Here is a 13,279-nt window from a genome sequence, read left to right as displayed (position 1 = left end):
GATGCGCCTCGGGTCGCTCATCGAGGGGCTGGATGTGAAGCTCGACACCGGTGCCTCTCTGGACGCCTCGGTGTCGGGCTTCGCGATCGATAACCGGAAGGTCGCGCCGGGCACGGTCTTCGGCGCATTCCAGGGCCTGCGGGTCAATGGCGAAGATTATATCCCTCAGGCCGTGAAAGCGGGCGCGATGGCCGTCGTCGCGCGGCCCGAGGCGCAGGTAGAAGGGGCTGTGCATATAGCCCATGACAATCCGCGCCGCCTGTTCGCCCTGCTCGCCGCTCGCTATTTCGCGCCTTTCCCCGATGTGACCGTTGCTGTCACAGGGACGAACGGCAAGACGTCCACGGTCGAGCTGGCACGCCAGCTGTGGCGTATGCTGGGGCATCATTCGGCGTCTATCGGCACGCTGGGCGTCACGACCTCCGTGGATCAGGTCTCGACCGGCCTTACTACCCCCGACATCGTCACGTTCCTGTCCAACATGTCGGGCCTCAAACGTGAGGGCGTCACCCATGCCGCGTTCGAGGCGTCGAGCCATGGCCTCGCGCAATATCGGACTGAAGGACTGCCGGTGTCGGCGGCCGCCTTCACCAATCTGTCGCGAGACCATCTCGACTATCATGGAGACATGGACAGCTATTTCGACGCAAAGACGCGGCTGTTCGACGAAGTGGTCGCGCCCGATGGCGTGGCGGTCGTCTGGGCCGATGATGAATGGTCGGACAAGGTTATCCAGCGAGCTACGAAGCGGGGGCTTCGTGTGCTGAGCGTCGGGGTGCAGGGGCAGGCATTGCGTCTTGCCAACCGCACCCCGACCCAGTTGGGCCAGACTTTGGATGTCGAAGCCGACGGCAAGTTATATAAGATCAATCTGCCGCTGATAGGCGCTTATCAGGCGGCCAACGCACTGACCGCCGCGGGCCTGGTGATCGCAGGCGGCGAGGACGCGGCCAAGGTTCTGGAACTGCTTGGCCGGGTTCAGCCAGTGCGTGGTCGCCTGGAACGCGCGGTCATCACCAAGGCGGGAACGCCCGTCTATGTTGATTACGCCCATACGCCCGATGGTCTGCGCGCGGCGATCGAGGCGCTGCGGCCCCATACGCGCGGTAGTCTGATTACCCTGTTCGGCGCGGGCGGAGATCGCGATGCGGGCAAGCGTCCGCAGATGGGCAAGGTGGCGGCCGAACTATCCGATCATGTCATCGTCACCGACGATAATCCCCGGTCCGAAGATCCTTCCGCGATCCGCGCCGCCGTCATGGCGGGCGCACCGGGAGCAGAGGAAATAGGCGGCCGCCGCGCAGCCATCGCCGCCGCCATTGCACGGGCAGGCGCGGATGATATCGTCCTGCTGGCGGGCAAGGGGCATGAACAGGGCCAGATCATCGGCGATCGGGTGCTGCCTTTCGACGACGTTACCGTTGCTCGGGAGTGTGCCGGGTGAACGAGCTTTGGACCTCTGCCGAAATCGCGCAGGCCACAGGGGGCGTCGCTTCGGCGCCCTTCGCTGTTTCGGGTGTCGCTTTCGACAGCCGCGAAGTGACTGACGGCGACCTGTTCGTTGCGATGAAGGGCGAAACGACCGACGGCCACCATTTTGTTGAAAAGGCCTTTGCTCAGGGCGCGGCGGGCGCCATCGTCAGCAAGCCGATCGCGCAGCCGCATATCCTCGTGCCGGATAGCGCAGCCGCACTCGAAGCATTGGGCCGTGCGTCCCGCTCCCGCATGCAGGGAAAGGTGATTGGCGTCACCGGTTCGGTCGGCAAGACCGGCACCAAGGAGGCCCTTTTTCAGGCGCTCGATCGCGTCTGTCACGGCGAAGTGCACCGATCGGTCAAGAGTTACAACAACCATGTCGGTGTGCCCCTGAGCCTGTCGCGCATGCCCCGCGCGTCGGCCTTTGGCGTTTTCGAGATGGGGATGAACCATGCCGGGGAGCTGGCCGCGCTGACGCGGCAGGTTCGTCCGCATGTCGCGATCGTGACCGCAATAGCGCCAGCCCATATCGAATTTTTCGGTACCGAAGAGAAGATCGCACAGGCCAAGGCGGAAATATTTGAAGGACTGGAGCCCGATGGCACCGCCGTCATTCCTTATGACAGCCCCCATGTCGCTACGCTTTATGCGAAGGCGGAACAGCATGCCGCGCGGATTTTGACATTTGGCTTAGATGAGCAGGCCGATGTTCGCGCCCGCGACATGGTTCCCGCCGCGAACGGCGGCACATTGGTTACCGCGACGCTGCCCAGCGCTGAACTTTGCTTTACCGTAGCCGCGCCGGGCGAGCATTGGGTTTCGAATGCGCTCGCGGTGCTGGCGACGGTAGAGGCGCTTGGCGGCGATCTCGCGGCGGCCGGTCTTGCCCTCGCCGAAATGCCCGGCCTGCCTGGTCGGGGCGAGCGCCTGACCTTGTCAATCGGTAGCGGAGAAGCGCTGCTGATCGATGAAAGTTACAATGCGAACCCGCTCAGCATGGCGGCGACGCTCAAGCAATTGGGCAAGGAACGCGCGAGCCGCCGGATCGCGGTGCTGGGCGGCATGCGCGAACTGGGCGATCGCAGCCGTGAATTGCATGCCGGGCTTGCCGAGCCGCTGGCGGAGGGGCATGTCGATTTCGCGATTCTCGTGGGTGAGGAAATGACGCCGCTGGCCGAAGCGCTTGGCGGCGCGGTGGCCTTTGCCCATGTGGCTGACGCTACCGCCGCGACCAGCCTTATCCAGACAGAAATGCGTGCAGGCGACGCCATATTGGTGAAGGGATCGAACGGCATTGGCCTGTCGCGCCTGGTTGCCGCGCTTGGGGAAAACAAGAACTGATGCTGTACTGGCTTGCCCAGACCATGGACTTCGCGGGGGTTTTCAACCTCATCCGCTATCTGAGCTTCCGGGCGGGCGCGACGATCGCGACGGCCTTCATCATCGGCCTTGTCATCGGCCCCCGTTTCATCGGGTGGCTTCGCGTGCGCCAGGGCAAGGGGCAACCGATCCGCGACGACGGGCCGCAGACCCATCTCGCCAAGCGCGGTACGCCGACGATGGGGGGCCTGATGATACTGACGTCGATGATTATATCGGTGCTGTTGTGGATGGATCTATCGTCCATCTATGTCTGGGCGTGCCTGTTCGTGACGCTGGGCTTCGGCGCCATCGGCTTTCTCGACGACTATGACAAGGTGACGAAGGCCAGCCATAAGGGGCTTTCGGGCAAGATGCGCCTTTTCTTCGAATTCCTCATCGCGGGCGTCGCGGCTTGGCTGATCGTTACCCAGCATGGAAATACGGCGCTTTATCTGCCCTTCTACAACGGCCCCGCGATTGAGCTTGGGCCGTTCTATTTCCTTTTCGCCGCCTTCGTGATCGTGGCGTTCGGCAATGCGGTGAACCTGACTGATGGCCTCGATGGCCTGGCCACCATGCCGGTCATCATCGCCTGCATGGCGTTCATGGCGATTGTTTATCTCGTAGGCCGCGCCGATTATGCCGAATATCTGGGCATTCCGCATGTGCCGGGGGCGGGCAACCTCACCATCCTGTGCGGCGCGATCATCGGCGCGGGGCTCGCATTTCTCTGGTTCAACGCACCGCCCGCAGCCGTTTTCATGGGCGACACCGGCAGCCTGGCGCTGGGCGGCACGATCGGCGTGATCGCCGTCACCGCTCATCACGAGATCGTTCTGGGAGTAATTGGCGGACTCTTCGTTGTTGAGGCGATGAGCGTCATCATTCAGGTCTTCTTCTACAAGCGGACGGGCAAGCGCGTGTTCCGCATGGCGCCGATCCACCATCATTTCGAGCAGCTCGGCTGGGCTGAACCGACAGTTGTGATCCGTTTCTGGATCATCTCCTTTGTTCTGGCGCTGGCGGGCCTCGCCACGCTGAAACTGCGGTGAGCGGAATGGGGCTCGTTTCATCCGCCTTTGCTGGCAAGACATATGCGGTCCTGGGCCTCGCGCGTTCGGGGCTCGCGACCGTTGAAGCGCTGGTCGCCAGTGGCGCGCGGGTCGTCGCCTGGGACAATCGGGACGAAGCTCGCGCGGCGGTCGCCCACAAGGCCGAGCTGGCCGATCCTCTGGAGATCGATCTTTCTGGTTTCGACGGCATCGTCGTCTCTCCCGGCGTTCCACTCAACAAGCATCCGATCGCCATGCACGCCAGGCTAGCGGGCGTTCCGATCATCGGCGATATTGAGTTGTTCGCCCTTGCCCGTCCGACGCTACCCGCGCACCGCGTTGTCGGCATCACTGGCACCAACGGCAAATCGACCACCACGGCTTTGGTCCATCACATCATCGAAGCAGCGGGCATTCCAACCCGGATGGGTGGCAATATCGGCCTGCCGATCCTGGGCCAGGATCCCTTGCCCGAAGGCGGTGTCTATGTGTTGGAACTGTCGAGTTATCAGATCGATCTGACGCAGAGCCTCGATTGCGACGTCGCGGTCCTGCTCAACATCACGCCCGACCATCTCGACCGCTATAATGGCTTTGAAGGCTATGTTGCGTCAAAGGCCCGGCTCTTCGCGATGCAGTCGCCCAATCATGTTGCGGTGATCGCAACCGGGGATGAGCCGAGCCGGTCGATCGCTGCCCAGCCCGGCGCACGGCGGGTGACAGTATCGGCTGCGGACATCGAGCCTGCGGTGCAGGCAGGCTGGCCGTCTTTGCAAGGGCCGCATAATGCCCAGAACGCCGCGATTGCCATCTCCGTAGCGCAGGCGCTAGCGATTGATGACTCGGTGATCCAGTCGGCTCTGCGAAGCTTTTCCAGCCTTCCCCACCGCATGCAGCGGGTGCGCGAACTGAACGGCGTCCTCTACGTCAATGACAGCAAGGCGACCAATCCCGCTTCCACGGCGCCCGCCCTGGCCGCCTATCCGCCCATTGACGGCCGCCCGCGTCTGCACTGGATCGTCGGCGGGCTCGCGAAGATTGATAATCTCGACGAATGCGCGCCCTGGTTCGACAATGTCGTCGCCGCCTACACCATCGGTGAAGCGGGCCATATGTTCGCCGATCTGCTGCGGGAGCATATGGCGGTGAATGACAGCGAAATGCTATCGGCCGCCGTTCGCCGAGCAGCGCGTGTCGCGCAGCCGGGCGACGTCGTGCTGCTGTCCCCAGCCTGCGCCAGTTTCGACCAGTTCCGGGATTTCGAGGCGCGAGGCGATGCCTTCGTCGCGGCCGTCGCGGCGCTGGAAGAAGGGGGCGTTGACGGCTAAAGGCGGGTTACGGGGCGAAGAAGGGGCGATCGGAATGTTCAGGGCAGGCGAACTGGTGAAGGGGTTCAGGAACCACACCGTTCCGCGTGAGCGTACGGCCCTGGCCATCTGGTTCTGGGAGATTGATCGCGTTCTTCTTTCGCTGATCGTCGCCCTGATGGCGATCGGCCTCGTTGCGGTCGCCGCCGCATCGCCGGTGGCGGCGATCGACCGCTCCACCACCGCGGTATCGGTGACGCCGCTCATCTATTTCTATCGCCAGCTGATCTGGGTCTTTCTCGGCCTGCCCATCATGCTGGTCATCTCGATGCTGCCCCGTCAGCAGGCGCGGCGGCTGGCGCTGTTTCTTTCGGCCTTTTTCATCGTCATGCTGCTCTGCGTGCCCATTCTGGGATCGACCGTGAACGGCGCGCGCCGCTGGATCGACCTGCCGGGTTTCCGCTTTCAGCCGTCGGAGTTTCTGAAGCCCGTCTATGTCGTCACCATGGCCTGGCTGCTGTCTCTTCGGGGTAAGGACATGACGCTGCCCGTTATCCCGCTGACCGGCGCGCTGACGCTGTTGATCGGGGCGATCCTGATGAAGCAGCCGGACTTTGGCCAGACGGTGATCTTCCTGGCTTGCTGGGGATGTCTGCTGCTGCTTTCGGGCGTGTCGATGCGGTTCATCGGGGCTATGGCGGGCGCGGGCCTGGCGGGTCTGGTGGCCATGTATATGTTCTATGAAAACGGCCGCCAGCGGATCAACGACTTCCTTGGCATCGGCGTTGCGCAGGATACCGGCCCCGATCAAAGCGAACTTGCGTTCCGCACGATTACGCATGGCGGATTTACGGGCGTGGGGCCGGGCGGGGGCCAGCACAAGTTCAGCCTGCCAGAAGCGCATACGGACTATATATTCTCCGTCATTGGCGAGGAATTCGGTCTGCTGGCCTGCATCGGCATTGCTTGCGTCTATCTGGCGGTGGTGGTGCGCGTGTTGCTGCGCATGCTGGATGAGGATGATAATTTCACGATCCTTGCCGCTGCGGGCCTGACGATGCAGTTCGGCCTTCAGGCGATCATCAACATGGGTGTCAATGCCCAGATATTTCCGTCAAAGGGTATGACGCTGCCCTTTATCAGCTATGGCGGCTCCTCTATGCTGGCTCTTTGTATCGGGGTCGGCCTGCTGCTTGCGTTCACGCGACGCAATCCCTTCATGGGGCGGCATACCGTCGTCAAATGGAGTGGTCGATGAGCATTTCCCGTCACTTCGTCCTTGCCGCTGGCGGGACGGGTGGTCACATGATTCCGGCGCATGCCGTGGCCGAAGAACTGATGGCGCGCGGCCATCATGTTGCATTAGTGACGGATGAGCGGGGCGCGAAGATCCCGGGGATATTCGATCGAGCGCAGGTTCACGTGCTTCCCGCAGGCCGCATGACCAGCAATCCGAAGAGCTGGCCCGGCGCGCTGAAAGCGATCCTTGCAGGTCGCGCCATGGCCCGACGCCTCAACGAGACCTTCCGTCCGACTGCCGTAGTTGGCTTCGGCGGCTATCCCGCCATGCCCGCTCTGTTGGGTGCGCTGGCCGATGGCATCCCGACTGCTATCCATGAGCAGAATGCCGTGCTCGGCCGCGTCAATCGCCTTCTCGCCCGCCGGGTCGATGCGATTGCCACGGCCTATCCCCGCGTCGAGCGCCTTCGCGACAAATATGCGGCGAAGGTGCATCTCGTCGGCAATCCCGTGCGAGAGGAAGTGAAGGCGCTGCGCGACGAAGACTTTCCTGCGCTGACGGATGAAAGCGTCTTTCGCGTCCTCGTGATCGGCGGCAGCCAAGGGGCCAGCATTCTGTCCTCTGTCGTGCCCGATGGCCTTGGCATGCTGCCGCTCAGTTTGCGCCGCCGCCTGCAGGTGACGCAGCAATGCCGCGCTGAAGATATTGAGCGCGTCCGCCATCTTTATGCCGACCTGGAAATTCCGGCGGATCTGGCGACCTATTTCAATGACGTGCCCGAAAAGTTGAGCTGGTCGCATCTAGTCATCGCCCGTGCAGGCGCGTCGACGCTCGCGGAACTCACCTGCGCTGGCCGTCCGGCGATTCTGGTTCCGCTGCCCAGCGCGATGGACGACCATCAGACGGTCAACGCTCGTGAAATGACGGAGGCTGGCGGCGCGCGTACCATCCCGCAGTCGCGCTTCACCGCCGTAGAGCTGGCCAAGCAGATGCAGAAGATGGCGATGGAACCCGGCGCGCTTCAAAACGCCGCCAAGCGTGCTCGCGCCTGCGGCCGCCCGCATGCGGCGCGCGACATGGCCGATCTGCTGGAAAGCATTGGCGCTGCGCCCATCCTCAATGACCCGCTTCGCGTCGGCCCGCTGCCGACCAGCCTCAATCTCCAGGGAGTTCCCGCATGAAGGGTGTCGGCACCGACATCGGCACGATCCATTTCATCGGCATTGGTGGGATCGGCATGTCCGGCATCGCCGAGGTGATGCACAATTTGGGTTACAAGGTTCAGGGGTCCGACGTCGCCGAAGGCTATGTCGTGGAAGGCCTGCGCAAGAAGGGCATTGATGTGATGATCGGCCACAAGGCCGAAAATCTGGGCGACGCCGCTGTTGTCGTGACTTCCACTGCCATCAAGAAGGGTAATCCAGAAGTCGATCTGGCTCTGGAAAATCGCGTTCCCGTCATTCGCCGCGCGGAAATGCTGGCGGAATTGATGCGTCTGAAATCGACCGTGGCGGTCGCCGGCACGCATGGCAAGACCACGACGACATCCATGATCGCAGCATTGCTGGACGCGGGTGGGGTGGACCCGACCGTAATCAATGGCGGCATCATCAACAGTTATGGTTCCAACGCCCGCCTTGGCAAGAGCGATTGGATGGTGGTCGAGGCCGACGAAAGCGATGGCAGCTTCCTGCGTCTGGACGGGACGCTGGCGGTTGTCACCAATATCGATCCCGAACATCTCGATCATTATGGCAGCTTCGACAAGGTGAAGGACGCCTTCGTCGAGTTCGTCGAGAATGTGCCATTCTACGGCGCGGCGATGCTGTGTCTCGACCATCCCGAAGTGCAGGCGATCCTGCCCCGGGTTCAGGACCGGCGCATCGTCACTTACGGTTTTTCCGCGCAAGCCGACATTCGCGGCGAGAATGTCCAGCCTATCCCCGGCGGTAATCGCTTTGATGTGCAGATCCGCGAGCGGGACGGTTCGCTTCGTCGGATCGATGGCATCGAAATGCCGATGCCTGGCCGCCACAATGTCCTGAACGCCATGGCGGCGATTGGCGTGGCGTTGCAGATGGGAATCGACGACGCGATCATCCAGACCGGCTTCGCCAAGTTCGGGGGCGTAAAGCGCCGCTTTACCAAGGTGGGCGAAATCCCCGCAGGTCAGGGCGTTGCGACAATCATCGACGACTATGGCCACCATCCGGTTGAGATCAAGGCCGTCCTGGCCGCCGCCCGCGAAGGCGCCAGGGGCCGTGTGATCGCCGTGGTCCAGCCTCACCGTTTCACGCGACTGCGCGACCTGATGGACGAGTTCCAGCAGGCGTTCAACGACGCTGATATCGTCTATGCAGCGCCAGTCTATGCAGCCGGCGAACAGCCCATAGATGGCGTGGACAGCGCCGAACTGGTCGCCGGTCTCAAACGGCGGGGACATCGATCTGCAGCCACAGTGGACAGCGCAGAAGATCTGGCCCGCACCATAGCGGCGGATATTCAGGCGGACGATATGATCGTCTGTCTCGGCGCGGGCGACATCACCAAATGGGCGGCGGGTCTCGCCCCGGCCGTTGCGGCTCGGGAAGCTGCCTGATGCCCTTTTCCCAAATCCTGGTCCGGGGGTTGGTCGTTTGACAACAACGATTGCGCCCCTTCCTTCGGTTCGCGGGTCGCTAAAGGCTGATGCGCCGCTCGCGCCGCTCGTCTGGTTCAAGGCGGGCGGCGTTGCGCAATGGTTGTTCGAGCCCAAGGATGTTGAGGACCTGTCCGATTTTCTTGCGCGGCTGGATCCGGCGGTTCCAGTGATGGCGCTCGGCCTCGGTTCCAACCTGATCGTACGCGATGGCGGCGTGCCCGGTGTCGTCGTGCGACTGGGCAAGCCGTTCGCCAAGGTCGAGCAAATCGACGCGACGACGCTTCGCTGCGGGGGAGGGGCCTCTGGCATTCTCGTATCCTCGACCGCGCGGGACGCTGCTATTGCGGGTCTGGAATTTCTGCGCTCCATTCCCGGCACCGTGGGCGGCTTCGTCCGCATGAATGGCGGCGCCTATGGTCGTGAGACCTGCGACATTCTCGTCGAGTGCGACGTGGTGCTCCGCTCCGGGAAGCGCGTGACTCTGGGCCTGGACGCACTGAGCTATACCTATCGCCACAGCGCGCTGCCCGAAGGGGCGGTGGTGGTGAGCGCGGTCTTTCGCGGCATCCCCGGCGATCCCGCCGCCATTCAGGCGGAAATGAACCGCATTGCCGCCGCGCGCGAGGAAAGCCAGCCGCTCCGCAGCAAGACTGGCGGTTCCACCTTCAAGAATCCCGCGGGGCACAAGGCGTGGGCGCTGGTGGATCAGGCCGGATGCCGTGGCCTGCAACTGGGCGGCGCGCAGGTTTCGGAAAAGCACACCAATTTCCTCCTCAACCTGGGCGATGCCACCAGCGCCGATATCGAGGCGCTGGGCGAGGAAGTGCGCCGCCGCGTGAAGGAAAAGAGTGGCATCGAACTGGAATGGGAAATTCAGCGCGTGGGCTTGTTGGCCGATCACGCCGCTCAGGAAGATCGCGTGGGAGTGAAGAAGTGAGCCGTGGCCCCTGGCATGTTGCCGTCCTGATGGGTGGCTGGTCCGCCGAGCGGCCCGTATCCCTGTCGAGTGGCGAAGGCGTGGCCAAGGCGCTGGAATCGCGCGGGCACAAGGTGACGCGGATCGACATGGATCGTCATGTCGCCGCCCGCCTCGCGGAAGCTGATGCCGATGTCGTTTTCAATGCCCTCCACGGCGTTCCCGGCGAAGATGGCACGGTGCAGGGCATGATGGATCTGATGGGGATCACCTATACGCATAGCGGCCTCGCTACCTCGGTCATCGCCATCGACAAGCAACTGACCAAACAGGCGCTGGTGCCCCATGGCATTCCCATGCCCGGCGGTCATGTCGTGACCAGCGCAAGCCTGTTCGACGCAGATCCGATGCCACGCCCCTATGTGGTGAAGCCGGTCAATGAAGGCAGTTCGGTAGGCGTGGCCATCGTCATGCCGGAGGGTAATTACGGTTTTCCTATTGGCCGCGATGTGGAAGGGCCCTGGCAGCATTTCGATGAACTGCTGGCCGAACCCTATATTCGGGGCCGCGAACTGACGACCGCCGTGCTGGGTGAGGAGGCGTTGCTGGTCACCGAACTGCGGCCCAAAAGTGGCTTCTATGATTTTGACGCCAAATATACCGACGGCATGACCGAACATGTCTGCCCGGCGGACATCCCCAGCGAAATCAGCGAGGCATGCAAGGCGATCGCCCTTCGCGCGCACCGGCTGCTGGGATGCCGGGGGGCGTCGCGCTCCGACTTCCGCTGGGATGATACGCAGGGTGTCGAAGGGCTGTACCTGCTGGAGGTCAACACCCAGCCGGGCATGACGCCCCTGAGCCTGGTGCCGGAACAGGCGGCGAAACTCGGCATTGACTATCCCGAACTGGTCGAGCGTATTGTCGAAGATGCGCTGAAGCAGAAGCAGGGCGCAAAGGGGGCAGGCAATGGCTGAAGCACGCATCCGGCGGGGCGGGACGGCGCGATTGGCGCGCACGGCCGGGCCACGTGGTCGAAATGGACCGGGGCGGGGCAGGCCGGGCAAGCGGCGTTCATGGATTGGGCGTCTTGTCCATGCCCTGCCTGTCAGCGATGACACGCTTCAGCGGATGGCGAGTTGGGCGATCGTCGGCATTGTCGTCGCCGCGACCGCAGGCGTTGCCGCGTTGCTCGGCGTGCCCGCCATGGCCGAGCAGAAAGTCGCCCAAGTCGCCGCCAACGCTGGTTTCGAAGTGCAGAAGGTGGAAGTCCGGGGCGTCGAACGGATGGGCGAGCTGCCGGTCTACAACATCGCGCTCGGTCAGGTGGACCGTTCCATGCTTTCGCTCGACCTGCCCAAGGTACGGAACGAGATGCTGAAACTCGGTTGGGTCAAGGACGCGCGTATTTCGCGTCGCCTTCCCGACACGCTTGTCGTCGATATCGTGGAGCGCGATCCGGTCGCGGTATGGCAGCATGATGGTCAGCTGCACCTGATCGATGTGCAGGGCATCGTGCTGCAATCCGTTTCCACCGACGCAATGCCCGATCTGCCGCTGGTGGTCGGCCCGGATGCCAACCGCCAGACCGCGGGGCTCAACAAGTTGATGGAGAATGCGCCTGCGTTGAAACCGATGCTGGCCGGGGCGACATGGGTCGGCAACCGTCGGTGGGACTTGCGCTTCCAATCGGGCGAAACGCTTTCTCTGCCCGAAGGGAGCAACGCGTCCGCCACGGCGCTGGTCAACTTTGCCCGTATGGACGGCGTCAATCGCCTGCTGGGGCGCGGTATCGTTAAATTCGACATGCGCGATCCCGACCGCTTCGTCCTGCGCCTTCCCCAGGACCAGGCTGGCCGGAAGCCCGACATCGAAGCCAAGGCAGTGACCGCTGGCGAGGAAGGCTGACGATCATGGCGCAGCCCAAGGTAGACAAGCTCGTCACCGCGATCGATATAGGATCGTGGAAGGTGTCCGCATTGATTGCGGGGCGCGCCGAAACGGGTGAGCTGGCGATCCTGGGCACGGGTCAGCGGGAAAGCCGGGGCGTGCGCCGCGGCTTCATCGCCGACATGGAACGCACCGAGCTTGCCGTGCGCGAAACCGTCGAACAGGCCGAGCGCGTCGCGGGCACCAATATCGAGGACGTATGGGTCAGCTTTTCAGGCGGCAGCCTGGTCAGCGACGTCGTTACGGTAGAGCGCGACATGGGCGGCTACCGGGTTGAACAGCCCGACATTGACGACCTGCTCGCCACCGGCCAGCAGGGGATCGATCCCGATGGACGGGTCGTGCTCCACGCGCAACCGACCTGCTTCACGATCAATGGCAAGGTGCCGGTCAAGAAGCCGCTGGGGATGCATGCGGATCTGCTTGGCGTGGACATCCATGTCGTGCTGGCCGATGGCGCGCCCCTCGCAAATCTCGACCTGTGCGTGCGCGGCGCTTATCTGAACGTCAACTCCATCGTCGCATCACCAATCGCGACCGGTCTTGCCTGCCTTTCCGAAGAAGAAAGGGATCTGGGGGTCGCGCTGGTTGAACTGGGCGCGGGTGTCACCAATGTCTCGCTTTATGCCGGGGGTATGCTGGTCGGGCTGCACAGCATCCCGATGGGGGCGTCCGACATTACTGACGACATTGCATCCGCGTTCGGCATCCGGCGCAGCCAGGCTGAACGGATCAAATGCTTCTACGGGTCTGCGATGCAGAATCGCCGGGACTTCCGGGACATGATAGAGATCGCGCCTCCCCATGGTGACGTCGCCGTGCCGGGGCAAAGCGCTGGCCCGAATGCGGACGGGGGCAAGATCACGCGCGCCGCGCTGGTTGCCGTGATCTGCGAACGGCTCAATCTGTTGATGACGGAAGTCAACACGGCGCTTGCCGGAATGGGTTTCAATTCGCCAACCGGGCGGCAGGTGGTGCTGACTGGCGGCGGGGCCGAGTTGAAAGGCATTGCCGATTATGCGCAGGGTGCGCTTGGCCGCGCCGTTCGCATTGGCCGGCCGCGCGGCCTGGCGGCGATGCCGGAAGCGCATAGCGGCCCTGCCTTCGCGACGCTGGCCGGTCTTGCGCTTTACGGCGCATCGAACCCGGTTGATCTTAGAACGATAGCGCCCGCGCCTCAGACCGTTCATCGTATCAATCCGCCCCAATGGTGGCAGCGGATGATGCGGGCGATGAAGACGAACTATTGAATAAATCGGAAGCTGAACGAAATTTGCTGGTGAAATACACCATTTTCTGTTGCATTAATCTTCGATGACAGTTTCGCTCATGTCG

The 13,279-nt window shown here is 63.0% G+C and carries 11 protein-coding genes; all 11 read left to right on the top strand.

Annotated features, from left to right (window positions below; translation table 11 throughout):
* The first annotated feature begins 1 nt into the window (after position 1).
* From K663_RS12125 to ftsA, 11 genes are read left to right on the top strand one after another with little or no spacing between them, the layout of a single operon-like run.
* Positions 2 to 1,444: a UDP-N-acetylmuramoyl-L-alanyl-D-glutamate--2,6-diaminopimelate ligase gene (locus K663_RS12125; protein WP_062117880.1), complete on the top strand. Its 1,443-nt coding sequence runs from the start codon at positions 2 to 4 to the stop codon at positions 1,442 to 1,444.
* Positions 1,441 to 2,817: a UDP-N-acetylmuramoyl-tripeptide--D-alanyl-D-alanine ligase gene (locus K663_RS12120; RefSeq protein ID WP_062117877.1), complete on the top strand. Its 1,377-nt coding sequence runs from the start codon at positions 1,441 to 1,443 to the stop codon at positions 2,815 to 2,817. Before K663_RS12125 ends, K663_RS12120 begins: the two co-directional genes overlap by 4 nt.
* The gene (gene mraY, locus K663_RS12115) at positions 2,817 to 3,890 is read left to right on the top strand and encodes a phospho-N-acetylmuramoyl-pentapeptide-transferase (RefSeq protein ID WP_062117874.1); all 1,074 of its coding nucleotides are present in this window, start codon (positions 2,817 to 2,819) and stop codon (positions 3,888 to 3,890) included. The genes K663_RS12120 and mraY overlap by 1 nt, the downstream gene beginning before the upstream one ends.
* Positions 3,891 to 3,895: 5 nt before the next feature.
* Positions 3,896 to 5,218, top strand: a complete 1,323-nt coding sequence (gene murD / locus K663_RS12110; RefSeq protein WP_062120822.1) for a UDP-N-acetylmuramoyl-L-alanine--D-glutamate ligase — start codon at positions 3,896 to 3,898, stop codon at positions 5,216 to 5,218.
* Positions 5,219 to 5,252: 34 nt separating this feature from the next.
* The gene (locus tag K663_RS12105; RefSeq protein WP_062117871.1) at positions 5,253 to 6,455 is read left to right on the top strand and encodes an FtsW/RodA/SpoVE family cell cycle protein; all 1,203 of its coding nucleotides are present in this window, start codon (positions 5,253 to 5,255) and stop codon (positions 6,453 to 6,455) included.
* Positions 6,452 to 7,618, top strand: a complete 1,167-nt coding sequence (murG, locus tag K663_RS12100; protein ID WP_062120819.1) for an undecaprenyldiphospho-muramoylpentapeptide beta-N-acetylglucosaminyltransferase — start codon at positions 6,452 to 6,454, stop codon at positions 7,616 to 7,618. Before K663_RS12105 ends, murG begins: the two co-directional genes overlap by 4 nt.
* A complete protein-coding gene (murC, locus tag K663_RS12095) occupies positions 7,615 to 9,036 on the top strand; it encodes a UDP-N-acetylmuramate--L-alanine ligase (RefSeq protein WP_062117868.1) in 1,422 nt (473 codons plus the stop codon). The genes murG and murC overlap by 4 nt, the downstream gene beginning before the upstream one ends.
* Positions 9,037 to 9,085: 49 nt before the next feature.
* On the top strand, positions 9,086 to 10,015 hold the full coding sequence (gene murB, locus K663_RS12090) for a UDP-N-acetylmuramate dehydrogenase (RefSeq protein WP_145902335.1): 930 nt from the start codon (positions 9,086 to 9,088) through the stop codon (positions 10,013 to 10,015).
* Positions 10,012 to 10,971, top strand: coding sequence for a D-alanine--D-alanine ligase (locus K663_RS12085; protein WP_062117862.1), 960 nt, complete (start codon positions 10,012 to 10,014; stop codon positions 10,969 to 10,971). The genes murB and K663_RS12085 overlap by 4 nt, the downstream gene beginning before the upstream one ends.
* Positions 10,964 to 11,902: a cell division protein FtsQ/DivIB gene (locus K663_RS12080; protein WP_062117859.1), complete on the top strand. Its 939-nt coding sequence runs from the start codon at positions 10,964 to 10,966 to the stop codon at positions 11,900 to 11,902. The genes K663_RS12085 and K663_RS12080 overlap by 8 nt, the downstream gene beginning before the upstream one ends.
* Before the next feature lie 5 nt (positions 11,903 to 11,907).
* Positions 11,908 to 13,194 (top strand): cell division protein FtsA, encoded by a 1,287-nt coding sequence (ftsA, locus tag K663_RS12075; protein ID WP_062117856.1) that lies wholly within the window; start codon positions 11,908 to 11,910, stop codon positions 13,192 to 13,194.
* Positions 13,195 to 13,279: the final 85 nt, after the last annotated feature.

Origin of the sequence: Sphingobium sp. MI1205, from assembly GCF_001563285.1 — a bacterium.
GTDB lineage: Bacteria > Pseudomonadota > Alphaproteobacteria > Sphingomonadales > Sphingomonadaceae > Sphingobium.
The sequence above is the reverse complement of the archived record's forward strand: the minus strand, read 5'-3'. Positions and strand labels throughout refer to the sequence as shown.